The organism is Pseudomonas brassicacearum (assembly GCF_003732225.1).
GTDB lineage: Bacteria > Pseudomonadota > Gammaproteobacteria > Pseudomonadales > Pseudomonadaceae > Aquipseudomonas > Aquipseudomonas brassicacearum_E.
This window is the reverse complement of the sequence record NZ_MOBJ01000007.1, coordinates 44,497-66,613: the sequence shown is the minus strand read 5'-3', so window position 1 is coordinate 66,613 and position 22,117 is coordinate 44,497. Positions and strand designations below refer to the sequence as shown.

Sequence of the window (22,117 nt, the reverse complement as noted above, 5' to 3'; positions counted from 1 at the left end):
ATGTAGGAGCTGCCGCAGGCTGCGATCTTTTGATCTTAACCGCGAGCCTTGTTGATCAGCTCGATGTACTCAGCAGCGTTGCGCTGATCCTGGATCAGCGCAACAAAGTCCTTGCCGTGCTCGTCCTTGCCGTCCAGGTCCAGGCCTGCCTCGACGAAGAACCCCAGAAAACGCTCGAAATCATCGATACGCAGGCCGCGGTAAGCCTTGATCAGCTTGTGCAGGGACGGTGAAGTCGCGTCGATCGGTTCAAAATCGAGAAACAATTTGATCTGCGCATCGCCGATCTCGTCACCAATCACCTGTTTCTTATCTTTACGCATTGCCGACTCCAGCTCGCAGACATTACACGGGGCGGGCAGTTTACCCCTGCGCCGACCCAAGCCTCAACGACCAGCGTTCACTCGCAAAAGCGCTTGGCGCCCTGACACGCTCGTATACAATATCCGCAATCACGCCTGCCGGGACTCATTCAAGTGCCTCTACCCAGCTTCAACGCCCCCAATCTGGGGATTGCGCCCTCGGCTTCGGAAGTTATCGCCAAACACCTGCGCGAGGCAATCATCGGCGGCCACTTCGCCGAAGACGAGCCGATCCGTCAGGACGACATCGCTCGCCTGTTTAACGTCAGCAAGATTCCCGTGCGCGAGGCGCTCAAACGTCTTGAGGCGGAAGGCCTGGTGCAATTTCAGCGCAACAAGGGCGCGGTGGTGACGAAGATTTCCGAGCCCGAACTGGCGCAGATCTTTGAAGTCCGGGTGCTGTTGGAGGTCCAGGCGATTCGCCTGGCCGTGCCGAACATGACCGAAGCCACGTTCGCTCGCGCCGAAAGTATCTGTGCCGAGTTCATCGACGAAAACAACATCGGCCGCTGGGCCGAGTTGAACTGGGCGCTGCACGCGTGCCTTTACGAACCGGCGCAGCGGCCGTTCCTGATCAACCTGATCCGCTCGATTCACGACAAGGTCGAACGCTACCTGCGCATGCAGATGAGCCTTTCCGAAGGCAAGGACCGTGCGGACCACGAGCATCGCGACATTCTCGCCGCCTGCCGGGCCGGCGATGCCGACAAAGCCGCCGAACTGATCGAGCAACACATCATTGGCGTGTGCCGTACGCTCTACGAACACCTGCCGAACGCACCCGCGCGGATCTGATCGACTGTGCCGATTTCGTCATCGGTAACGGTTAAATCCCTCAAGCCATCCCGCGCCTCAAACGCCAGTCTTGCACAGACATTTCCTGTGCAAGGTGGCGCCCTTCATGAAACGTATTCACGTCCTCGACTCTCACACTGGCGGTGAACCGACGCGTCTGGTCATCACCGGCTTCCCGGATCTGGGCAGCGGCTCCATGGCCGAACGCAAGCGCCGCCTCGCCGAGGAGCACGACCACTGGCGCACCGCCACGGTGCTTGAGCCACGCGGCAACGACGTGCTGGTTGGCGCCCTGCTCTGCGAGCCGCAGGATCCCGGCGCCTGTGCCGGGGTGATTTTCTTCAATAACAGCGGCTACCTCGGCATGTGCGGTCACGGCACCATTGGCCTGGTGGCCTCGCTGGCGTACCTCAAACGCATCGAGCCCGGCGTGCATCGGATCGAAACCCCGGTCGGCACGGTCGAGGCGACTTTGCATGAGGATCGCTCGGTCAGCGTGCGCAACGTCCCGGCCTATCGCTACCGCAAGGCCGTGCAGCTGACATTACCGGGTTACGGCGCAGTCAGCGGTGACATCGCCTGGGGCGGCAACTGGTTTTTCCTGATTGCCGAGCACGGCCAACGCATCGCCAGCGACAACCTCGAGGCCCTGACCGCTTACACCTGGGCGGTCCGCGAAGCGCTGGAGAACCAGGGCATTCGTGGCGAGGACGGCGGCGAAATCGATCACATCGAACTGTTCGCCGACGACTCCGTGGCCGACAGCCGCAACTTTGTCCTCTGCCCCGGCAAAGCCTACGACCGCTCGCCCTGCGGCACCGGCACCAGCGCCAAGCTGGCGTGCCTGGCAGCCGACGGTAAATTGCAGCCCGGCGAAGTCTGGCGCCAGGCCAGTGTGATCGGCAGCCAGTTCGAAGCCAGTTACCAGCGGCTCGACGAACAACGCATCATTCCGACCATCCGTGGTCGCGCCCACATGAGTGGCGAGAGCCAATTGTTGCTGGAGGAAGACGACCCGTTCGTGTGGGGCATCGGTTCATGAATGCCGACGTCATCGTCATCGGTGCCGGCATTGTCGGCAGTGCCTGTGCCTATGAGCTGGCGCAACGTGGGCTCGACGTGCTGGTGCTCGACAGCCAGCGCGGTGGCGCCACGGCGGTCGGTATGGGTCACCTGGTGGCGATGGATGACAACCCGGCCGAACTGGCGCTGAGCCAATACTCCATCGAACTCTGGCGACAATGGGCACCGCGCCTGGATCCCGGCTGCGCCTACCGCAACTGCGGCACGCTGTGGCTGGCCGCCAATGACGAGGAAATGGCCGGCGCCGAGCACAAACGTCAGACGCTCAAGGCCCAGGGCATCGCCTGCGAAATGCTCGACCCGCGCGCACTCTACAAGGCCGAGCCAATGCTCCGTCCCGGCCTGAGTGGTGCGCTGAAGGTCAGCGGCGACGGCATTCTCTATGCGCCGAATGCTGCTCACTGGTTGCTCAACCAAAGCGCTGGGCGGATCACTCGGCGCACGGTCGAGGTCACGCAGGTCGACGGTAATCAGCTGCGATTGGCTTCTGGCGAGCGGTTGCGGGCCGAAGCAGTGGTGCTGGCCAACGGCATTCACGCCACCGAGCTGTGCCCCGACCTGCCGATCCGCCCGAAGAAAGGCCACCTGCTGATCACCGACCGCTACCCCGGCAAGATCCATCACCAGTTGGTCGAGCTGGGGTATGTCACCAGTGCTCATGCCAGCGAAGGCACCTCGGTTGCCTTCAATGCCCAGCCACGCCCGACCGGGCAAATCTTTCTCGGCTCATCGCGCCAGTTCGACAGCACCGACCTGAGCGTCGAACCAGCCGTGTTGGCGCGCATGCTGCGCCGGGCGATCGACTATTTGCCGGAGCTTGCCGGGATGAACGCCATCCGCAGCTGGACCGGCCTGCGCGCGGCCACGCCCGATGGCTTGCCGCTGCTCGGTGAACATCCACAGCAAGCAGGTTTGTGGCTGGCGGCCGGGCATGAAGGATTGGGCGTCACCACGGCCCCCGGTAGCGCACAGCTGTTGGCCGCGCAGCTGTGTAAAACCACTCCGGCCATCGACCCGACGCCCTATCTGCCGGGGCGTTTCCTGACCACCGCACAAGGGTTACGCGCATGATTGAATTGAGTCTCGACGGCCGCACGGTAGCGGTCGACGCCGGTACAACGGTTGCGGCGCTGCTCTCTCTGGCAGGCGACGGCTGCAGTCGAACGTCGGTCAGCGGTCAGCGTCGGGCGCCTTTTTGCGGGATGGGCGTTTGCCAGGAGTGTCGGGTGAGCATCGACGGTCAGCGCCGTCTCGCCTGCCAGACCACCTGCCGCACCGGCATGTGCGTGGAGACCCGGGCATGAAAGTCGATCTGCTGATTATCGGCGCTGGGCCTGCGGGCATGGCAGCAGCATTGGCGGCCGCACCGAGCACCGCACGCATCGCCATCATCGATGACAACCCGGCACCCGGCGGGCAAATCTGGCGCGATGGCGTCAATGCGCACTTACCGGGCAATGCTCAGGCTCATCGTCAGAAACTGGCGGCGGCGAGTAACGTGCAGGTGTTCAATTCGACACGCGTGGTCGCCTTGGCTGGCCCCAAAAAACTGCTGCTGGAAGACCCTGAGCACGGCTGGGTCATCGAATACCAGCAACTGATTCTGTGCACCGGTGCCCGTGAACTGCTGCTGCCGTTTCCCGGCTGGACCTTGCCCGGTGTCACCGGTGCAGGCGGGCTGCAAGCGCTGATCAAGGGCGGGATGCCGGTGGCCGGCGAGCGGTTGGTGATTGCCGGCAGTGGTCCGCTGCTGCTGGCCAGCGCCGCCACCGCGAAAAAGGCTGGCGCCCAGGTACTGCACATCGCCGAACAAGCGCCACTAAGTGCGGTCGCCGGGTTTGCCTTGCAACTGCCAAAATGGCCGGCCAAATGCCTGCAAGCGGTTCAACTGTTTGATCGTCACTACCGCTGCGACAGTCATGTCCTCGAAGCCTATGGCGACAGCCGCCTGCAAGGCGTACGTGTGAAACGCCAGAGGCGGATCGTCGACATCCCCTGTGAGCGACTGGCTTGCGGCTTCGGCCTGATCCCCAATACCCAATTGGCCCAAGCGCTGGGCTGCGAATTGAAAGACGACGCGATCGCCGTCGATGCGAGCCAGCTCAGTAGCCTGAACGGGCACTATGCGGCGGGCGAATGCACCGGCTTCGGCGGCAGTGAGCTGGCATTGATCGAAGGCGCCATCGCAGGGTGGATGGCCATCGGTGAAGTACAGCAAGCACGCACCCTCTGGCCGCAACGGCAGCACTGGCAAGCTTTCGCCGATCAACTGCGGCGCAGCTTTGCCTTGCGTGATGAACTCAAACAGCTCGCAACGCCCGACACACTGATCTGCCGTTGTGAAGACGTTGAGCTGTCAGCGCTCAAGGCCTGCTCCGCCTGGAACCAGGCCAAACTGCACACGCGTTGCGGCATGGGCGCCTGCCAGGGGCGAGTCTGTGGTGCGGCGACCCGTTACCTGTTCGACTGGCCACAACCGGCGCCACGTCCGCCGTTTTCCCCGACGCGCATCGACACCCTGTTGCAGCTTGCCGAGCTTCCCAATGGCGCGTCCGTCACCGTAGAGTAAGGCCCTCATCCCTGCGGGCCGCCACCTGATGACGTTCCCCCTGCCACTGCCCTGCCCCCGCGACCTGCCCGAGCTGCTGGGCAGTTTGCAACTGATCGCACCGCTGCTCGATGCCATGCCCGGCGTGGTGTTCTTCATCAAGGACACCGCCGCCCGCTACGTGCTGATCAATCAGACCCTGGCCCAGCGCTGTGGCGCCAAAGACCCCAACACGCTCCTCGGTAAAACGGCTGAGCAGGTGTTTCCCTCGCACTTCGGCCCGCATTACACCGAGCAGGACCGGCGAGTACTGAGTGACGGTAGCCCGTTGAGCGATCAGCTTGAACTGCACCTTTACCCTGGCCACGAACCTGGCTGGTGCCTGACCCACAAACTGGCGCTGCGCGATGCTCAGGGCAGCATCATCGGCATGGCGGGGATTTCCTACGACCTGCTCGCGCCCCAGTCCAGTCACCCGGCCTATGAAAAACTCGCAGCGGTCGACGGGCACATCCGCGAACACTACGCGCAACACGTCGCCCTGAGCGAGCTGACGGCCCTCAGCGGTTTTTCCGTGGCGCAACTGGAGCGCCTGTGCAAACGGATCTTCCAGCTGACGCCACGCCAGATGATTCACAAGGCACGCCTGGGCGCTGCCACGCAGCTGCTATCGGGCGAGCTGCCAATCACCGAGATCGCCCTGCGCTGCGGTTACACCGACCACAGCGCGTTCAGCCGTCAATTCAAGGCACTCACCGGCGTGTCCCCTTCGCAGTACCGCGATAACCATCGCTGACTGTTACCCGTTACCGAGCACCCCGCCAACCCCTGCTCCCTTTTGTGACACGGCGCCCGCCTTCGAAGCGTTCGTCTCGCCGCGCATTTCCTTGGCCGGTTTTTGCACCGTTGGCTGTTGCCCTCTGTTTCGGGCCTCGCAGCCCGTCACCCGTTGAACGCGATGTGAACTCCAGATTTTTGGCACATCCAGTGCATATCAAATATCGTATACGAAATTCTAAATACCCATTTGATAAGAACTGCCCAACGCTCGACACCATCCGACAACGAGGCCCCTTATGAAAAATCCTGCATCCGCCGTCTTCATCACCGCCCTGCTGAGCAGCGCGTTCATCGCCCAGGCCCAGGCCGACAAACTCGACGACATCATCGAATCCGGCAGCTTGCGTTGCGCGGTCACCCTGGACTTCCCGCCCATGGGCTTTCGCGATGAGAAGAACACCCCGGCCGGCTTCGATGTCGACTACTGCAACGACCTGGCAAAAACCCTCGGGGTCAAAGCCGAGATTGTTGAAACCCCGTTCCCGGACCGAATTCCGGCACTGGTTTCCGGCCGCGCCGACGTCATCGTCGCCTCCACTTCCGACACGCTGGAGCGGGCCAAGACCGTGGGTATGACCATTCCCTACTTCGCCTTCCAGATGGTGGTGTTGACCCGCAGCGACGCCGGGATCAAGACCTACGACGACCTCAAGGGCCATTCAGTGGGCGGCCCGGCCGGCACGTTTGAAGCCATTGCGCTGGAAAACGACGTGAAGAAATGGGCCAACGCCAAGGGCGCTTTCCATGCCTATCAGTCGCTGGCTGACGCGGTACTTGCCCTGAGCCAGGGGCAAATCGACGCGACCACCGTGACCTCGACGGTCGCCTCGTCACTGATCAAATCCGGCAAGTACAAAAACCTCAGCGTCGCCGGCACCGCGCCCTATGACATCGACTACGTGTCCCTGGGCGCCAAGCGCAATGAGTTCGGCCTGATCAACTACCTCAACCTGTTCGTCAATCATCAGGTGCGCTCCGGGCGTTATCAGGAGCTGTTCGCGCAATGGGTCGGCGGCACGGCGCCACAGCTGACGGCCAGCGGCGTGTATCGCTAGCCTCCAAAAGATCGCAGCCTGCGGCAGCTCCTACCGGGTGTACGCAAATTTGTAGGAGCTGCCGCAGGCCGCGATCCTGGCGATTTTAAAACCAAGGAACTCCTTTGATGTTCGACTACACCTTCCATTGGCGCGCCGCCTTCCAGGCGTTGCCGGGTATGCTCGACGGCGCCCGGGTGACCCTGGAAATCGCGGTGCTGTCGATGCTGGCCGGCACGCTGATCGCGATGTTCCTCGCCCTCGGCCAGCAGTCCGACAAGCGCCTGTTCCGGGCGATTGCCGCCAGCTGGGTGTCGATTGCACGTAACACCCCGGCACTGTTTCAGGTGTACATCCTGTACTTCGGCCTCGGCGCCTTTGGTATTCACATGGGCTCATGGCTGGCGTTGCTGATCGGCATCACCTTCAACAACGCCGGTTATCTGGCCGAGACCTTTCGCGGCGGCCTCAACGCCGTGCCTGAAACCCAATTGCGCGCGGCCCGCTCGTTGGGCATGAGCGCACCGAAGGCCTATAGGCTGGTGGTTCTGCCGCAATTGTTGCGCGTGGTGTTTTACCCGCTGACCAATCAAATGGTCTGGGCCTTGCTGATGACCTCTCTGGGCGTGGTCGTCGGCCTGACCAGCGACCTCACCGGCGTGACCCAGGCACTGAACGTGAAGACTTTTCGCACCTTCGAGTTCTTCGCTATCGCCGCCGTTCTCTACTTCGTCCTGGCCAAGCTGGTGGTGTTGATCGCCCGCCTGCTGGCCTGGCGTTTGTTCCGGTACTAGGAGGCCTGCATGTACACCTCAAGTTTTACCTCGGGCGACTTCCTCTACCTGCTGCAAGGTGCTGGTACGACGCTGCTGCTGACGTTCTGGGCGATGTTGATCGGCACGTTGCTGGGTGTCGCCTGTGGCCTGGTTCGGGCCTTGCTGCCGCGTTTGAGCCTGCCGCTGGCCTGGGTACTGGACGTGTTTCGCAGCGTGCCGTTGCTGATTCAGTTTGTGCTGCTCAACTCGTTCAAATCGATCGTCGGCCTGAACTGGAGTGCATTCACCGTGGCCTGCGTGATCCTCGGCGCCTACTCCACCGCCTACTGCGCAGAAATCGTCCGCGGCGGCGTGCTGTCGGTGCCGTTGAGCACGCGGCGGGCCGCCCGTTCGCTGGGCCTCAGCCACCGTCAGGACTTGCTGCACATTGTCCTGCCGATGGCCACGCGGGTGGCGTTTCCGGGCTGGATCAACCTGACACTGGCGGTCATGAAAGACACCTCGCTGGTGCTCTGGATCGGCATCGTCGAACTGCTGCGTGCCTCGCAAACCATTGTCACCCGGCTCCAGGAACCGTTGTTCGTCCTGGCCCTGGCCGGCCTTATCTACTACGTCATGAGCCTGGTGATCGCTCGTCTGGGTGCGCGGCTCGAACAGAGGTGGCAGGAAAATGATTGAGATCGAGAACGTTCGTAAATCCTTCGGCAACCTGGAAGTCGTCAAGGGTGTCGACCTGACCGTGAACAAAGGCGAAGTGCTGTCGATCATCGGCGGCTCGGGCTCGGGCAAGTCGACCTTGCTGATGTGCATCAACGGCCTGGAAGCCATTCAGGGCGGGCAGATTCGCGTCGACGGCACACCGGTGCATGCCAGCGGCACCGACCTGAACAAGTTGCGGCAGAAAATCGGCATCGTCTTCCAGCAATGGAACGCCTTCCCGCACCTCACGGTGATGGAAAACGTGATGCTTGCCCCGCGCAAGGTGCTCGGCAAAAGCCGTCAGGAAGCTGAAGAAATCGCCGTGCGGCAACTGACGCACGTAGGCCTCGGCGACAAGCTCAAGGTGTTTCCGAGCAAGCTTTCCGGCGGTCAGCAACAGCGCATGGCGATTGCCCGGGCGCTGGCCATGTCGCCGGACTACATGCTGTTCGACGAAGCTACTTCGGCCCTCGACCCGCAACTGGTGGGTGAAGTGCTGGACACCATGCGCCTGCTCGCCGAGGAGGGCATGACCATGGTCCTGGTGACTCACGAAATCCGCTTTGCCCGCGATGTTTCGGATCGGGTGGCGTTCTTTCGCGACGGCAAGATCCATGAAATCGGTTCACCGGACCAGGTGATCGGCCAGCCGCAGCGTGCGGAAACCGCCGACTTCCTGAAATCGGTGTTGTAACCCACAGACAGGCCCCAGGAGACAGTCATGCGTTCGAGCAAAATCATTCATGTGGTGAGTTGCCACGCCGAAGGTGAAGTCGGTGATGTTATCGTCGGCGGTGTCGCACCACCACCCGGCGCGACCCTGTGGGAACAGTCACGCTGGATTGCCGAGGACCAGACGCTGCGCAACTTCGTCCTTAACGAGCCGCGCGGCGGAGTCTTTCGCCACGTCAATCTGTTGGTACCCTCCAGGAACCCGCTCGCCGACATGGCGTGGATCATCATGGAACCGGCTGACACACCGCCGATGTCCGGCTCCAACTCGCTGTGCGTGGCCACGGTGCTGCTCGACAGCGGCATTTTGCCGATGACCGAACCGCTGACCCGGCTGGTGCTCGAGGCACCTGGCGGCTTGATTGAGGTGACCGCCCACTGTCGCAACGGCAAGGCCGAGCGAGTCGAAGTACGTAACGTGGTGTCATTTGCCGATAAACTCAACGCCTGGATCGAAGTCAAAGGCCTCGGTTCGCTACAGGTCGATACCGCTTATGGCGGTGACAGCTTCGCAATCGTCGATGCCCAGCGTCTGGGTTTCTCCCTGACCGCCGATGAAGCCGCGGACCTGGTCGCTACCGGTCTGAAGATCACTCAGGCAGCCAATGAGCAACTGGGCTTCGTGCACCCGCTGAACCCGGACTGGAAACACATTTCGTTCTGCCAGATTGCCGCACCGCTCGACCGCAGCAACGGCGTGGCCAGTGCCGCCAACGCGGTGGTGATCCGCCCCGGCAAGATCGATCGTTCACCCTGTGGCACCGGCTGTTCGGCGCGCATGGCGGTGTTGCACGCCAAAGACCAACTGGCGGTAGGCGAGGTGTTTATCGGGCGCTCGATTATCGGTTCCGAATTTCATTGCCGGATCGACAGCACCAGCGAAATCGCCGGCCGCCCGGCCATTATCCCGTGCCTGTCCGGGCGCGCCTGGATCACCGGCACCCACCAGCATCTGCTCGACCCAAGCGATCCTTGGCCGGGCGGTTATCGACTGTCCGACACCTGGCCCGTCGAACTGGCTATTTGAAGCAACGTACCTGGCAAAACCCTTTGAACCCCACGGCACTTTCAGTGCTCAACCTAAACGTATACGAAATACTAAAAAGTCATCATCGGAGGCAACATGAGCAAGCACGTTAATTGGAGCGGCGTATTCCCTGCGGTCACTACCCAGTTCAACCCGGACTTTTCCATCGACTACGAAGGCACCCATAAAGTCATCAGCGGGCTGGTACGCGATGGAGTTTCGGGGCTGGTGATCTGCGGCACCGTCGGCGAGAACACCTCGCTGAGCACCGAAGAGAAAATCAGCCTGGTGGAAGTCGCCAAGGACGCCGCGGCGGGTCGGGTGCCGGTGATTTCCGGTGTCGCCGAATTCACCAGCGCCAACGCCAGCAAGGTCGCCAAGGAAATCCAGCGCGTGGGTGCCGACGGCATCATGCTGATGCCGGCACTGGTCTACTCCTCGAAACCCTTCGAGACTGCCGCGCATTTCCGTAGCGTCGCCGCCAGCATCGACCTGCCGGTGATGGTCTACAACAACCCACCGATCTACAAAAACGACGTGACCCCGGACATCCTGATCTCCCTGGCCGACTGCGACAACGTCGTCTGTTTCAAGGATTCCTCGGGCGATACCCGGCGCTTCATCGATGTGCGCAATGAAGTCGGCGACCGCTTTGTACTGTTCGCCGGGCTCGATGACGTGGTGCTCGAAAGCATTGCCGTTGGTGCGGTGGGCTGGGTCTCCGGGATGTCCAACGCGTTCCCGAAAGAAGGCGAGACGCTGTTCCGTCTGGCCCGCGACGGTCGCTTCAAGGAAGCGATGCCGATCTACGAATGGTTCATGCCACTGCTGCACCTCGATGCACGCCCGGACCTGGTGCAGTGCATCAAGCTCTGTGAAGAACTGATGGGCCGCGGCACGGCGCTGACCCGTCCACCTCGCCTGGGCCTGCTTGATCACGAACACAGCGAAGTCGAGGCGCTGGTCAAAGCCGCGCTCGCCAATCGCCCGACTTTGCCGGACGTCGGTCTGTAACCGCCCTTCCCCACTGCCGCGCTCGGTATCGAGCGCGGCCATGCCGAGCATTTTTTATGTCAGCCATTATCGGCCACAACTTTATCGGCTTCGGCCGCAGCGCCGCAGGTGATCAGCTCCTGCACAGCGTCGACGCCCACAGCGGTGAACCTCTGCCCTATGGCTTCAGCCAGGCCAACGCGGAGGAAATCGACAACGCCGCACACTTCGCCGCCAAGGCCTACCCCATTTATCGCAACCTGCCGGCCAGTGTCCGCGCTGGTTTTCTCGAGATTATCGCCGAAGAAATTGACGCCCTGGGCGATGACTTTATCGCCATCGTCTGCCGCGAGACGGCCCTGCCCGCTGCGCGGATTCAGGGCGAACGGGCGCGAACCAGCGGCCAGTTGCGGCTGTTTGCCCGGGTACTGCGCCAGGGCGACTTCCTCGGCGCACGGATCGACCGCGCCCTGCCCGAGCGCCAACCGTTGCCACGACCCGACCTGCGTCAATGGCGTATCGGCCTGGGCCCGGTGGCGGTGTTCGGTGCGAGCAACTTTCCGCTGGCGTTTTCCACCGCCGGTGGCGATACCGCCGCCGCCTTGGCCGCCGGTTGCCCAGTGGTGTTCAAGGCCCACAGCGGGCATATGGCAACCGCCGAACAGGTTGCGGCCGCGATCATTCGCGCGGCACAGCGCAGCGGCATGCCCGAGGGCGTGTTCAACATGATTTATGGCGCTGGTGTTGGCGAGGCGCTGGTCAAACATCCGGCGATCCAGGCGGTGGGGTTCACCGGTTCGCTCAAAGGTGGCCGGGCCCTGTGCGACATGGCTGCCGCCCGACCACAGCCGATACCGGTGTTCGCCGAAATGTCGAGCATCAACCCGGTGCTGCTGCTACCCGCCGCCCTGGCGGCCCGCAGCGAAACCATCGCCAGCGAGTTGAGCGCCTCGATCGTCCTGGGGGGTGGCCAGTTCTGTACCAATCCGGGTTTGATCATCGGCCTGCGCTCGGCGTCGTTCAGCACCTTTATCGAACAACTCACCGCGCAGATGAACGAAAAACCGCCACAGACCCTGCTCAACAGCGGTACCCGACGCAGCTATGAAAGCGGCGTGCAGCGCTTGCTGGACCACCCGCGTGTGACGCGTTTGAGCGGCAACCATGCGTCAGGCAATCAGGTGCAGCCGCAACTGTTCAAGGTTGACGTCAGTCTGCTGCTTGAAGGGGATGAGGTGCTGCAAGAAGAGGTGTTCGGCCCGGCAAGCATTGTGCTGGAAGTGGCCGACGAGCAAGAGCTCAGGCTGGCGCTGCAGGCGTTGCACGGGCAATTGACCACCACGCTGATCGCCGAACCGGCAGACCTTGAGCTGTGCTCGCAATTGCTGCCGATCCTCGAACAGAAAGCCGGGCGCCTGCTGCTCAACGGTTATCCGACGGGTGTCGAAGTGTGTGATGCAATGGTCCACGGCGGACCGTATCCAGCGACGTCGGATGCCCGTGGCACCTCGGTCGGCAGCCTGGCGATCGAGCGCTTCCTGCGGCCGGTGTGTTATCAGAACTGTCCGGACGGGTTACTGCCGGACGCGCTGAAGAACGCCAATCCGCTGGGGCTTTTGCGTCTGGTGGATGGGGTGAATACCCACGAGAAGCTGAATCAAGCGGGCTGACGCCCGCTGTACACCGTCAATCGAACTGCGCACGCATCCAGGCCTGATACTCGGCAACGCCGGGCTCACCTTCGCGGGGTGCCCAATGCGCATGTTCACCCTCGCCCACCGGACGATACGGCCCGGCCTTGCATTCGAACATCACGCTGTCCGCTTCAAGCACGACCAGACCGTGATAAACACCGGCAGGCAGGTCGATCCCCAGCGTATCGCCGCCGCACTCCAGAACTCGTTTGGCAATCACCTGGCCCGCGTCGTCGAAAACCAGCACCCCCAGACGGCCCTTGAGGACCAACAGGGTTTCAGCCTTGTCGTCGCTCAAATGCCGATGTGGCGGAACATAGGTCGATGGCTGCAATCCCACCGCCATGCGGTGGCACGGCTCGTCCATCTGGTGGAAGTTGTGATGCTGCCGACCACGAGGATTGGCCGCAGCCTTCTCGGTCAGGTCGGTAAACAGTGCTTGATCAAGAAAGCTCGGCGTGGTCATGTTTTACATTCCTTTGACGGCATAGATCCCGGCGGCGTTGCGCCAGTAGCCTTTGTAGTCCATGCCGTAACCGAAGATGTAGCGGTCGATGCACGGCAGGCCGACGAAATCGGCCTTCAGGTCTGGGCGAGCCTTGCGGTCGTGATCCTTGTCGATCAGTACGGCGGTGTGCACGGCGCGGGCGCCAGCATGTTTGCAGAAGTCGATGATCGCGCCCAGGGTGTGACCTTCGTCGAGAATGTCGTCGATGATCAGCACATCACGGTCGATGAACGAGACTTCCGGCTTGGCTTTCCAGAACAGCTCGCCGCCGCTGGTTTCGTTGCGATAACGGGTAGCGTGCAGGTAGGACGCTTCCAGCGGGAAATTCAGATGGGTCAGCAGTTTGCCGGAGAAAATCAGGCCGCCGTTCATCACGCAGAACACCACCGGGTTGCTTTCAGCCAACTGATCGTTGATTTGCGCACCGACGCGGGCGATGGCCGCCTCGACTTCAGCTTCGGTGTACAGGCAGTCAGCCTCTCGCATGATTTGACGGATATGCTCGAGATCAGCGGACATGGTGCTCTCCAAGGGGGTGGCGGATTCGGAAAAGCGAGCAAAGGTACGCATCCAGCCGGGTCAGATCAAGCGTTTCTGGACTAACGTACTGTATGTCTATAGGACAACACCCTCGGATAGATTAATCTAGGCCGGTTTTTTTGCCCGCCGCCGGAGCCTTTCCCTATGCCCATCCGTGAGATCCGCCACCCGCTGATCCGACACAAACTTGGCCTTATGCGCCGCGCAGACATTAGCACGAAGAATTTCCGCGAGCTCGCTCAGGAAGTCGGTGCCCTGCTGACCTACGAGGCCACCAAAGACCTGCCCCTTGAAACCTACGATATCGAAGGCTGGTGCGGCACGGTTTCGGTCGAGAAGATCGCCGGCAAGAAAATTACCGTCGTGCCGATCCTCCGTGCCGGCATCGGCATGCTTGAAGGCGTGCTCAGCCTGATCCCGGGCGCCAAAGTCAGCGCCGTGGGCGTGGCCCGCAACGAGGAAACCCTCGAAGCACACACGTACCTGGAAAAACTGGTTCCGGAAATCGACGAACGTCTGGCGATGATCATCGACCCGATGCTCGCCACCGGCGGTTCGATGGTCGCCACCATCGACCTGCTGAAGAAGGCCGGTTGCAAGGACATCCGCGCAATGGTCCTGGTTGCTGCCCCTGAAGGCATCGCCGCAGTAGAAAAAGCTCACCCGGACGTGACCATCTACACCGCTTCCATTGATCAAAAACTGAACGAACACGGCTACATCATTCCTGGTCTGGGCGATGCCGGCGACAAGATCTTCGGCACCAAGCAGAAGGACGCGTGAGCATGCAGGATGAGTTCAACGACCCGCTCTGGCGCACGGTGCTGTCTGGCGCGCAGATGCTGTTCGTGGCGTTTGGCGCGTTGGTGTTGATGCCGCTGATTACCGGCCTCGACCCAAATGTCGCGCTGTTCACGGCGGGCCTCGGGACTCTGCTGTTCCAGGTGGTTACCGGACGGCAAGTGCCGGTGTTCCTGGCGTCGAGTTTTGCCTTCATCACCCCGATCATTCTCGCCAAGGGCCAATTCGGCCTCGCGGCGACCATGGGCGGGGTGATGGCGGCCGGTTTCGTTTATACCTTTCTCGGCGTGGCCGTGAAGATCAAGGGCACCGGTTTCATCGACCGCTTGCTGCCACCCGTGGTGATTGGCCCGGTGATCATCTCGATCGGCCTGGCCATGGCGCCGATTGCCGCAAACATGGCGATGGGCAAGGCCGGCGACGGTAGCGAGCTGATTCATTACCAGACGGCAATGATGATCTCCATGCCGGCGCTGCTGACAACGCTGATCGTGGCGGTGTTCGGCAAAGGCATCTTCCGCCTGGTGCCGATCATCTCCGGCGTACTGGTCGGGTTTGGCATGGCGTTTTTCTTCGGCGTCGTCGACACCGCGAAAATCGCTGCTGCGCCGTGGTTTGCGTTGCCGCACTTCACCGCTCCGGAATTCAACTGGCAGGCGATTCTGTTCATTGTCCCGGTAGCGCTGGCCCCGGCCATCGAACACATCGGCGGCGTGATCGCGGTCGGCAGCGTAACCGGGCGTGATTACCTGAAGAAGCCCGGCCTGCACCGCACGCTGTTTGGCGACGGTATCGCCACCACCGCAGCCGGGCTGCTCGGCGGTCCACCCAACACCACGTACGCTGAAGTGACGGGTGCGGTGATGCTGACCAAGAACTACAACCCGAAAATCATGACCTGGGCGGCAATCTTTGCCATCAGCCTGGCGTTTATCGGCAAGTTCGGTGCGCTGCTGCAAAGCATCCCGGTGCCGGTAATGGGCGGGATTCTCTGCCTGTTGTTCGGTTCGATTGCCGCGGTGGGCATGAACACCATGATCCGCCACAAGATCGATTTGGCTGAAGCGCGCAACCTGGTGATTGTCTCGGTCACGCTGGTGTTCGGGATTGGCGGTATGCTGATCGGCACCGGCACCGGCGCGCAGGACTTCGGTCTCAAGGGCATCGCGCTGTGCGCCGTCGTGGCGATCGCGCTGAACCTGATTCTGCCGGGCAATGACAGCTGGAAGCACAAGAAAGCGGACGAGCCGTTGCTTTAATCAGTTTGAAATCTTTGCTGCCAGTGAGATAGCTATCGCGAGCAGGCTCGCTCCCACACTGGATTTTCTGTGAACACACTATTTGTGAGCACTCAGGATCAAATGTGGGAGCGAGCCTGCTCGCGATGCTTTTAAAGGGCCAACGGCGCTCGCTCGCACAAGGTTTTCAACGCCCGCGCCCAGTGCGGGTCGTCGTTGAGACACGGCACCAGCACCAACTCCTCTCCTCCCGCCTCGCGGAACTGCTCGAGCCCACGGTCACCGATCTCTTCCAGGGTTTCGATGCAGTCGGCCACGAACGCCGGGCACATCACCAGAACCTTCTTCACACCCTGCTTGGCCAACGTGTCGAGACGCGCTTCGGTGTAGGGTTCGATCCATTTGGCGCGGCCCAGCCGTGACTGGAAAGACACCGACCATTTACCGTCCGGCAAGCCCATGCGCTCGGCGAACGCCGCAGCGGTACGCAGGCACTGACCGCGATAACAGGTCGCGACCACTTCCGGCGGCGCGCCGGCACAGCAATCGCCGCCCCCCTCGAAGCTATGGCCAGGGTTGAGCTTCTTCAGGTGCCGCTCCGGCAATCCATGGAAGCTCAGCAGCAGGTGATCGTAATCCTGCTCAAGATACGGCCTGGCGCTGGCAACCAGCGCGTCGAGGTATTCCGGCTGATCGTAAAACGGCTGGAGAATCGAAAACTGCACGTCCAGTTTCTTCTCGCGCACCACACGCCTGGCTTCTTCAATTACCGTGGTCACGGTGCTGTCGGCGAACTGTGGATAAAGCGGTGCGAGCGTGACCTTTTTGATCCCTTGAGCGGCCATGCGGGTCAACACCGACTCAATCGACGGCTCGCCGTAACGCATGGCCAGTTCGACCGGTCCTTGGGTCCACTGTGCGGTCATTGCCTGCTGCAAGCGGCGGCTGAGCACTACCAGCGGCGAGCCCTCGTCCCACCAGATCGAGGCATAGGCGTGAGCCGATTGCTCAGGGCGCTTGATCAGAATCAGCGAGACCAGCAAACGTCGTACCGGCCACGGCAGGTCGATGACGTAAGGGTCCATCAGAAATTGATTGAGGTAGCTGCGCACGTCTGCCACCTGTGTGGAAGCGGGCGAACCCAAATTGACCAGGAGCAACGCGTGATCGGTCATGCAACGTCCTATTTCAAAGGCGGCTGGACACGTCGTCCAGAGCCGCGCGCAAATCAGTGAACCGGAAAGTGAAACCCGCCGCCAGCAAGCGCGTCGGCGTCGCCCGCTGGCCGCCCAGCAGCAACAGCGACAACTCGCCAAGACCGACCCGCAAGGCAAAAGCGGGCATCGGCATGAACGCCGGCCGGTGCAAAATACTGGCGAGGGTCTTGGCAAACTCGCGATTGCGTACCGGTTTTGGTGCGCACGCATTATAAGGACCACTGGCGTTTTTCTGATGCAGAAGAAAATCAATCAGGGCGATTTGATCATTGATGTGGATCCATGACATCCACTGCCGACCATCGCCGAGCGGCCCGCCCAGCCCCATTTTGAACGGCAACAACAGCCGCGACAAAAAGCCGCCCTGCGCCGACAGAACCAACCCGGTACGCACCAGCACCACGCGAATCCCCAACGCCTCGGCGCGCTGCGCGGTCTCCTCCCAGGCGATGCACAGCTGGCTGGCGAAGTCTTCGCTGACCGGCGGTGAGTCCTCAGTCAATTCACGCTCGCCGCCATCGCCGTACCAGCCAAGCGCTGAACCCGAAATCAACACCTGCGGTTTCTGCTCGCGGCTTTCAAGCCACGCCAACAGGGTTTCGGTGAGCCTGATCCGGCTACTCCAGAGCAGCGCCTTGCGTCGATGAGTCCAGAGACGATCGGCAATCGGTGCCCCCGCGAGATTGATCACCGCGTCCACCGGCTGTTGGCCAATGTCTTCCAGATGCCCAACGCCACGTACCTGAGTGCCGCATAATTTGGCCACTTTTTCGGGCCTGCGACTCCACACAGTCAGGCTGTGACCCTGGCTCAACCAGTGTCGGCAGAGTTGACGTCCTATCAAACCAGTACCGCCGGTCAGCAATATGTGCATGACATCTTCCTCGCGTGGCGTTTTACCCCAATCACTAGTCTATTTTTATAAGCAGGGATGTTTCGGATCGGACAGGCTCTGTGCTTAACCATAGGCCAACCTGTCAGAACGAGAACGCTGAAAGTTATACCAGAAAACAATATTGTATAGGTTTAACCCGAAGCGTAGCCTGTACAGAAAGGTAAACGAGGCCCCTATGACTGTACCCATCGCAATCATCGGCACTGGCATCGCCGGACTCTCGGCAGCCCAAGCCCTGCAAGAGGCCGGGTACGTCGTTCAATTGTTCGATAAAAGCCGTGGCAGCGGCGGTCGCATGTCGAGCAAGCGTAGCGACGCCGGCGCATTGGACATGGGCGCACAATATTTCACCGCCCGCGATCGCCGTTTCGTCATTGAAGTCCAGCGCTGGCAAGCCAATGGCTGGGTCGCTGAATGGACACCGCAGCTCTACAATTATCACGGCGGTGTCCTCAGCCCGTCGCCGGACGAACAGACCCGCTGGGTCGGCACCCCGCGCATGAGCGCCATCACCCGCGCGCTGATCGGCGACACAGAAGTGCATTTCGCTTGCCGGATTACCGAGGTCTATCGTGGTGAAGAACATTGGCATTTACAGGATGCCGAAGGCTTCACCCACGGTCCCTTCAGCCATGTCGTCATCGCCACGCCGGCGCCACAGGCCACTGCCCTGCTGGCCGCCGCACCGAAACTCGCCGGGGTCGCCGCCGGAGTAAAAATGGACCCGACCTGGGCCATTGCGCTGGCCTTCGAAAAACCGCTGGAAACGCCAATGGAAGGCTGCTTCGTTCAGGACAGCCCGCTCGACTGGCTGGCTCGCAACCGCAGCAAACCGGGGCGCGACACGACCCTCGATACCTGGGTATTGCACGCCAATAGCAACTGGAGCCGACAACACATCGACCTGCCGAAAGAGGCGGTGATCGAGCAACTGCACGGCGCCTTCGCCGAGTTGCTGCACGATTCCATGCCCGCGCCGATCTTCAGTCTTGCCCATCGCTGGCTCTACGCGCGCCCGTCCAGCAGCCATGAATGGGGCGTATTGGCCGACGCCGACCTGGGCTTGTACGTGTGTGGCGACTGGTGCCTGTCCGGGCGTGTCGAAGGGGCCTGGATGAGCGGTCAGGAAGCGGCTCGCCGCCTGCACGAACACCTGCAATAAAGCGCATCAACCGATGGGTTGGTCGTAGGAGCTGCCGCAGGCTGCGATCTTTTGATCCTGATTGACGGCCTCTGTGGTGCAACCACCAAGAAGATCGCAGCCTGCGGCAGCTCCTACAGGGGTTTTGCCCTCAATAAAAACTTATACAAACAATTTGACTTGTACACCTTTGGTTCTATGATCAAACCGTGTTGTACAGCGCGAACAGCCTGTACAGATATAGATCCCAGGTGCGCCAATGCCCAGCCACTGCGCGAACAAACCAAAACCTGACACTCGTCCTCATGACGAAGACCCCGGTGCCGACTATCAACAGGCCCTGGAGGACGGTTGGCTGCCGATCCGCGAAGTCGCCCGAGTCACCGGCGTCAACGCCGTCACCCTGCGCGCGTGGGAACGCCGTTACGGGCTGATCGTGCCGCAGCGCACGCCCAAGGGACACCGGCTGTTTTCGGCCGAGCATGTGCAGCGAATCCATAACATCCTTACCTGGCTCAATCGCGGCGTCACCGCCAGCCAGGTCAAGCAACTGCTGGACACGCCGCAAGCATTGAGCGAATCCGTCGAGAATGACTGGCACGTCCTGCGCCTGAACCTGATACAGGCGATCAGCCAATTGGTCGAGCGTCAGCTCGATGACACGCTCAATCAGGTCATGTCGCTGTATCCGCCACGCACCTTGTGCGAGCAACTGCTGATGCCGCTGCTGGTCGAACTCGAGCAGCGCTGGCAAGGGCAGTTTGGCGCACAGATGGAGCGGGCGTTCTTTTATTCCTGGTTACGCAGCAAATTCGGCGCAAGGATCTACCATAACAACCGTCAGTTGCGCGGCGCACCATTGCTGCTGATCAATCACTCCGACCTGCCCCTGGAGCCGCATCTGTGGCTCACCGCCTGGCTGATCAGCAGCGCCGACTGCCCCGTGGAAGTGTTCGACTGGCCGCTGCCGGCTGGCGAATTGGCACTGGCGGTCGAGCAGCTGCAAGCGCGTGGTGTGCTGCTGTATTCCAGTAAGGCGATCAATCTCAAACAACTTCCGAAGCTTCTGCACAAAGTCAGTTGCCCAAAACTCGTGGCCGGCCCCGCGGTGCGCATCCACCACACCGAATTGTCCGCAAAAGCCTCTGAGATCGCTGATTTGTCTCTGGCCGTAGATCCGTTGTCGGCCCATCAGGCGCTGGTTCAGCGCGGGCTCATTTAAATGTCACGCAAACGTGCGCTGGCGGCGTTCAAGAATCTGCCTTCACCTCTGGATGTCGGAGCGATACATGGCTGAACAGAAGAATGGGGTGAATCTTACAACTCCACGACGGTATTGGCTGACGGGAGCCGGCAATGGCATTGGTGCTGCATTGGCCGAAGAACTGTTGAAGTCCGGCGTGCACCTGGCAGTCAGCGCACGCGCGGTTGCGCCATTAAAAGTCCTGGCCCAGCGATATCCAGGGCAGGTGCTGGTGGTGCCGGGCGATTTGACCAACAGCCAGACTGTGCGCGAGATCGGTGAGCAGATCCAGCAGGACTGGGGGTCGCTGGACACCGTGATCCTCAATGCTGGCACCTGTGAATATGTCGACGTCAAGCAGTTCGACACTTCGATCATCGAACACGTAGTACGCACCAACTTGCTCGCCAGCAGCTATTGCATCGAAGCCGCATTGCCGTTGCTGCGCGCCGGTATCGCCCCCCATCTGGTGGGTATCGCCAGTTCGGTGACGTACCTGCCCCTACCTCGGGCCGAAGCCTATGGCACCTCGAAAGCCGGGCTGCGCTATCTGTTCGAATCCTCGCGCATCGATCTGGCATCGGAAGGTATTGAAGTCACCGTGGTCAGCCCCGGTTTCGTCGAAAACCCGCTGACCGAGAAAAACGACTTCCCGGTGCCACAGATCTGGCCAGCCGACAAAGCCGCGCGGTATGTCGCCGAAAAACTCAAGCAGCGTCCGCTGGAAATCCCCCTCCCCGCCCTGTTCATGGCCGCACTTTGGCCTCTGTCGAAAATCTCCAACCGAGTAAAGTGGGTGATTGGCAAACGTCTGGTCAGGAGCTCGCCACCGATCATGGATAAGCCGTAAACATTTCATGGCCCAACGCGTATCGGCAACCTCATCCGGTTGAGCGTCCGTCAGGCCTTTCACACAGCGTCGGCGCACTGCCTTACACTGCGCACCTATGAACACGATCCCCCTCAAGACCATTGTCGAACCGGCGGTCACCTGCTCGACCTGCGCAGCCTGTTGTTGCCAGCTCGAAGTCATGCTGATTACGGACACCGGCGTGCCCGAACGTTTTATCGACACCGACGATTGGGGCGGGGAAGTCATGCTGCGCCTGGATGACGGCTGGTGCGCCGCGCTGGATCGCGACAGCATGATGTGCACCATTTACGAAAAACGCCCGCTGATCTGCCGGGAGTTCGAGATGGGCGCGCCGGAGTGCATCGACGAGCGTCAGGGGATTGCGACGGCGTATCGCTGAAGACTGGTTAGCCAATACACCTGTGGGAGCGAGCTTGCTCCCACAAAAGCCCGCACACAATAAAGCAGCAAGTCATTACAGCGGCATCGTGTAATGCAACGCGTAGCTTTCTATACCGTCATTGAATTTGCTGAGACCGGCGTCGGAGTAGTGCGTCGCGCGAATCCCGATTTCATGCCCGCCAGCAAACCGCAGGCCGAACCCCAATCGATCCTCAAATTGAAAAGCCTCGCCCAACCGGCGGTCGTCCACTTTGCCGTGAGCGAACAGCGCAACGCCAATCCCGGCCTCCAGGTAAGGTCTGACGGTTTGCCCGGTAAACTCGTAAACGAACACCGGAGAGAACGACAGGCTGTGATTGTTCGCCGCTTTGCCACCATTCCAATAGGTGTACGCACCGCTCCAGTAGCCCGTCACGCGCCCGACATCACTCTGCCACCAGCTTTTATCCCAATCCCATTGCAGGCCCAGGCGATAAGTCTGGGTCGAATCGGTGGTATGGCCAACCGCAAACTCGACGCCAGCCGCTTGCGCGGTAAAACTGTGCCCCAACAATGCGGCCGCAATCGCGGCTAAACAGAACAGTCGCTTCATGAGAAACATCCTTTTCCGAACGATTATGTTTGGTTTTTTTGGCTCGACAGTCGTGTTATGGAAATCCACGCTTCAACAGAAACTCATCCACTTGAAGCGTTCCC

25 protein-coding genes are annotated in these 22,117 nt (G+C 61.1%); 19 read left to right on the top strand and 6 right to left on the bottom strand.

The annotated features are described in order from the left end of the window. Positions 1-35: 35 nt before the first annotated feature. On the bottom strand, positions 36-323 hold the full coding sequence (locus tag BK659_RS10295) for a PA4642 family protein (protein WP_123424974.1): 288 nt from the start codon (positions 321-323) through the stop codon (positions 36-38). Between the two features lie 153 nt (positions 324-476). Between BK659_RS10295 and BK659_RS10290 the strand changes: the two genes are divergently transcribed. From BK659_RS10290 to BK659_RS10230, 13 genes are all read left to right on the top strand, one after another. Then, on the top strand, positions 477-1,157 hold the full coding sequence (locus tag BK659_RS10290; protein ID WP_123424973.1) for a GntR family transcriptional regulator: 681 nt from the start codon (positions 477-479) through the stop codon (positions 1,155-1,157). Positions 1,158-1,263: 106 nt separating this feature from the next. Beyond that, entirely contained in the window at positions 1,264-2,199 is a 936-nt protein-coding gene (locus BK659_RS10285; protein WP_123424972.1) for a 4-hydroxyproline epimerase, read from the top strand. Next, complete coding sequence (locus BK659_RS10280) at positions 2,196-3,311, top strand: NAD(P)/FAD-dependent oxidoreductase (protein ID WP_123424971.1); 1,116 nt, start codon at positions 2,196-2,198, stop codon at positions 3,309-3,311. Before BK659_RS10285 ends, BK659_RS10280 begins: the two co-directional genes overlap by 4 nt. Continuing rightward, positions 3,308-3,544, top strand: a complete 237-nt coding sequence (locus tag BK659_RS10275) for a (2Fe-2S)-binding protein (protein ID WP_123424970.1) — start codon at positions 3,308-3,310, stop codon at positions 3,542-3,544. The genes BK659_RS10280 and BK659_RS10275 overlap by 4 nt, the downstream gene beginning before the upstream one ends. Further along, on the top strand, positions 3,541-4,809 hold the full coding sequence (locus BK659_RS10270) for an NAD(P)/FAD-dependent oxidoreductase (RefSeq protein WP_123424969.1): 1,269 nt from the start codon (positions 3,541-3,543) through the stop codon (positions 4,807-4,809). The genes BK659_RS10275 and BK659_RS10270 overlap by 4 nt, the downstream gene beginning before the upstream one ends. Positions 4,810-4,837: 28 nt before the next feature. Continuing rightward, positions 4,838-5,584 (top strand): AraC family transcriptional regulator, encoded by a 747-nt coding sequence (locus BK659_RS10265; protein WP_185015321.1) that lies wholly within the window; start codon positions 4,838-4,840, stop codon positions 5,582-5,584. Positions 5,585-5,864: 280 nt separating this feature from the next. Next, complete coding sequence (locus BK659_RS10260) at positions 5,865-6,683, top strand: ABC transporter substrate-binding protein (RefSeq protein ID WP_123424968.1); 819 nt, start codon at positions 5,865-5,867, stop codon at positions 6,681-6,683. Positions 6,684-6,790: 107 nt separating this feature from the next. After that, on the top strand, positions 6,791-7,456 hold the full coding sequence (locus BK659_RS10255; RefSeq protein WP_123424967.1) for an amino acid ABC transporter permease: 666 nt from the start codon (positions 6,791-6,793) through the stop codon (positions 7,454-7,456). Positions 7,457-7,465: 9 nt separating this feature from the next. Further along, positions 7,466-8,116, top strand: a complete 651-nt coding sequence (locus BK659_RS10250; RefSeq protein WP_123424966.1) for an amino acid ABC transporter permease — start codon at positions 7,466-7,468, stop codon at positions 8,114-8,116. Continuing rightward, complete coding sequence (locus tag BK659_RS10245) at positions 8,109-8,831, top strand: amino acid ABC transporter ATP-binding protein (protein WP_103318455.1); 723 nt, start codon at positions 8,109-8,111, stop codon at positions 8,829-8,831. The genes BK659_RS10250 and BK659_RS10245 overlap by 8 nt, the downstream gene beginning before the upstream one ends. Before the next feature lie 27 nt (positions 8,832-8,858). Continuing rightward, the gene (locus BK659_RS10240; RefSeq protein ID WP_123424965.1) at positions 8,859-9,896 is read left to right on the top strand and encodes a trans-3-hydroxy-L-proline dehydratase; all 1,038 of its coding nucleotides are present in this window, start codon (positions 8,859-8,861) and stop codon (positions 9,894-9,896) included. Between the two features lie 96 nt (positions 9,897-9,992). Next, entirely contained in the window at positions 9,993-10,910 is a 918-nt protein-coding gene (locus tag BK659_RS10235) for a dihydrodipicolinate synthase family protein (RefSeq protein ID WP_123424964.1), read from the top strand. 56 nt (positions 10,911-10,966) lie between these two features. After that, positions 10,967-12,559: an aldehyde dehydrogenase (NADP(+)) gene (locus BK659_RS10230; RefSeq protein ID WP_123424963.1), complete on the top strand. Its 1,593-nt coding sequence runs from the start codon at positions 10,967-10,969 to the stop codon at positions 12,557-12,559. A 16-nt stretch (positions 12,560-12,575) separates the two neighbouring features. On the opposite strand, the gene BK659_RS10225 is transcribed toward BK659_RS10230, so the two are convergent. Together BK659_RS10225 and BK659_RS10220 are read right to left on the bottom strand one after the other, a co-directional pair. Continuing rightward, entirely contained in the window at positions 12,576-13,049 is a 474-nt protein-coding gene (locus BK659_RS10225; RefSeq protein WP_123424962.1) for a WbuC family cupin fold metalloprotein, read from the bottom strand. A 3-nt stretch (positions 13,050-13,052) separates the two neighbouring features. Continuing rightward, on the bottom strand, positions 13,053-13,610 hold the full coding sequence (locus tag BK659_RS10220; RefSeq protein ID WP_019693614.1) for a hypoxanthine-guanine phosphoribosyltransferase: 558 nt from the start codon (positions 13,608-13,610) through the stop codon (positions 13,053-13,055). A gap of 165 nt (positions 13,611-13,775) precedes the next feature. Between BK659_RS10220 and upp the strand changes: the two genes are divergently transcribed. After that, positions 13,776-14,414 carry a uracil phosphoribosyltransferase gene (gene upp / locus BK659_RS10215; protein ID WP_019693615.1) on the top strand — a complete coding sequence of 213 codons (639 nt, stop codon included), beginning with the start codon at positions 13,776-13,778 and terminating at the stop codon, positions 14,412-14,414. 2 nt (positions 14,415-14,416) lie between these two features. After that, complete coding sequence (locus tag BK659_RS10210) at positions 14,417-15,691, top strand: uracil-xanthine permease family protein (protein ID WP_123424961.1); 1,275 nt, start codon at positions 14,417-14,419, stop codon at positions 15,689-15,691. 131 nt (positions 15,692-15,822) lie between these two features. Here BK659_RS10210 and hemH read toward each other — a convergent pair whose 3' ends face one another. Continuing rightward, positions 15,823-16,845, bottom strand: a complete 1,023-nt coding sequence (hemH, locus tag BK659_RS10205; protein WP_123424960.1) for a ferrochelatase — start codon at positions 16,843-16,845, stop codon at positions 15,823-15,825. Positions 16,846-16,858: 13 nt separating this feature from the next. Beyond that, positions 16,859-17,761, bottom strand: a complete 903-nt coding sequence (locus tag BK659_RS10200; protein ID WP_123424959.1) for a TIGR01777 family oxidoreductase — start codon at positions 17,759-17,761, stop codon at positions 16,859-16,861. A gap of 196 nt (positions 17,762-17,957) precedes the next feature. Here BK659_RS10200 and BK659_RS10195 point away from each other — a divergent pair, with 196 nt between their 5' ends. The 4 genes from BK659_RS10195 (at position 17,958) to BK659_RS10180 (ending at position 21,419) form a co-directional block, all read left to right on the top strand. Next, positions 17,958-18,944, top strand: a complete 987-nt coding sequence (locus BK659_RS10195) for an NAD(P)/FAD-dependent oxidoreductase (protein WP_123424958.1) — start codon at positions 17,958-17,960, stop codon at positions 18,942-18,944. 238 nt (positions 18,945-19,182) lie between these two features. Beyond that, complete coding sequence (locus BK659_RS10190) at positions 19,183-20,145, top strand: MerR family transcriptional regulator (RefSeq protein ID WP_123424957.1); 963 nt, start codon at positions 19,183-19,185, stop codon at positions 20,143-20,145. An 88-nt stretch (positions 20,146-20,233) separates the two neighbouring features. Continuing rightward, positions 20,234-21,016, top strand: a complete 783-nt coding sequence (locus BK659_RS10185) for an SDR family NAD(P)-dependent oxidoreductase (RefSeq protein ID WP_123425282.1) — start codon at positions 20,234-20,236, stop codon at positions 21,014-21,016. A gap of 97 nt (positions 21,017-21,113) precedes the next feature. After that, the gene (locus BK659_RS10180; RefSeq protein ID WP_123424956.1) at positions 21,114-21,419 is read left to right on the top strand and encodes a YkgJ family cysteine cluster protein; all 306 of its coding nucleotides are present in this window, start codon (positions 21,114-21,116) and stop codon (positions 21,417-21,419) included. Positions 21,420-21,494: 75 nt separating this feature from the next. Here the strand turns inward: BK659_RS10180 and BK659_RS10175 are convergent, their stop codons facing one another. Further along, a complete protein-coding gene (locus BK659_RS10175) occupies positions 21,495-22,013 on the bottom strand; it encodes an acyloxyacyl hydrolase (RefSeq protein WP_123424955.1) in 519 nt (172 codons plus the stop codon). Between the last annotated feature and the right edge of the window lie 104 nt (positions 22,014-22,117).

What these genes read in the sequence shown, in the direction of transcription:
- BK659_RS10295 (WP_123424974.1), bottom strand. Translation starts at nt 323, where the DNA reads ATGCGTAAAGATAAGAAACAGGTGATTGGTGACGAGATCGGCGATGCG.
- BK659_RS10285 (WP_123424972.1), top strand. Translation starts at nt 1,264, where the DNA reads ATGAAACGTATTCACGTCCTCGACTCTCACACTGGCGGTGAACCGACG.
- BK659_RS10280 (WP_123424971.1), top strand. Translation starts at nt 2,196, where the DNA reads ATGAATGCCGACGTCATCGTCATCGGTGCCGGCATTGTCGGCAGTGCC.
- BK659_RS10275 (WP_123424970.1), top strand. Translation starts at nt 3,308, where the DNA reads ATGATTGAATTGAGTCTCGACGGCCGCACGGTAGCGGTCGACGCCGGT.
- BK659_RS10270 (WP_123424969.1), top strand. Translation starts at nt 3,541, where the DNA reads ATGAAAGTCGATCTGCTGATTATCGGCGCTGGGCCTGCGGGCATGGCA.
- BK659_RS10265 (WP_185015321.1), top strand. Translation starts at nt 4,838, where the DNA reads ATGACGTTCCCCCTGCCACTGCCCTGCCCCCGCGACCTGCCCGAGCTG.
- BK659_RS10260 (WP_123424968.1), top strand. Translation starts at nt 5,865, where the DNA reads ATGAAAAATCCTGCATCCGCCGTCTTCATCACCGCCCTGCTGAGCAGC.
- BK659_RS10255 (WP_123424967.1), top strand. Translation starts at nt 6,791, where the DNA reads ATGTTCGACTACACCTTCCATTGGCGCGCCGCCTTCCAGGCGTTGCCG.
- BK659_RS10250 (WP_123424966.1), top strand. Translation starts at nt 7,466, where the DNA reads ATGTACACCTCAAGTTTTACCTCGGGCGACTTCCTCTACCTGCTGCAA.
- BK659_RS10245 (WP_103318455.1), top strand. Translation starts at nt 8,109, where the DNA reads ATGATTGAGATCGAGAACGTTCGTAAATCCTTCGGCAACCTGGAAGTC.
- BK659_RS10240 (WP_123424965.1), top strand. Translation starts at nt 8,859, where the DNA reads ATGCGTTCGAGCAAAATCATTCATGTGGTGAGTTGCCACGCCGAAGGT.
- BK659_RS10235 (WP_123424964.1), top strand. Translation starts at nt 9,993, where the DNA reads ATGAGCAAGCACGTTAATTGGAGCGGCGTATTCCCTGCGGTCACTACC.
- BK659_RS10230 (WP_123424963.1), top strand. Translation starts at nt 10,967, where the DNA reads ATGTCAGCCATTATCGGCCACAACTTTATCGGCTTCGGCCGCAGCGCC.
- BK659_RS10225 (WP_123424962.1), bottom strand. Translation starts at nt 13,049, where the DNA reads ATGACCACGCCGAGCTTTCTTGATCAAGCACTGTTTACCGACCTGACC.
- BK659_RS10220 (WP_019693614.1), bottom strand. Translation starts at nt 13,610, where the DNA reads ATGTCCGCTGATCTCGAGCATATCCGTCAAATCATGCGAGAGGCTGAC.
- upp (WP_019693615.1), top strand. Translation starts at nt 13,776, where the DNA reads ATGCCCATCCGTGAGATCCGCCACCCGCTGATCCGACACAAACTTGGC.
- BK659_RS10210 (WP_123424961.1), top strand. Translation starts at nt 14,417, where the DNA reads ATGCAGGATGAGTTCAACGACCCGCTCTGGCGCACGGTGCTGTCTGGC.
- hemH (WP_123424960.1), bottom strand. Translation starts at nt 16,845, where the DNA reads ATGACCGATCACGCGTTGCTCCTGGTCAATTTGGGTTCGCCCGCTTCC.
- BK659_RS10200 (WP_123424959.1), bottom strand. Translation starts at nt 17,761, where the DNA reads ATGCACATATTGCTGACCGGCGGTACTGGTTTGATAGGACGTCAACTC.
- BK659_RS10195 (WP_123424958.1), top strand. Translation starts at nt 17,958, where the DNA reads ATGACTGTACCCATCGCAATCATCGGCACTGGCATCGCCGGACTCTCG.
- BK659_RS10190 (WP_123424957.1), top strand. Translation starts at nt 19,183, where the DNA reads ATGCCCAGCCACTGCGCGAACAAACCAAAACCTGACACTCGTCCTCAT.
- BK659_RS10180 (WP_123424956.1), top strand. Translation starts at nt 21,114, where the DNA reads ATGAACACGATCCCCCTCAAGACCATTGTCGAACCGGCGGTCACCTGC.
- BK659_RS10175 (WP_123424955.1), bottom strand. Translation starts at nt 22,013, where the DNA reads ATGAAGCGACTGTTCTGTTTAGCCGCGATTGCGGCCGCATTGTTGGGG.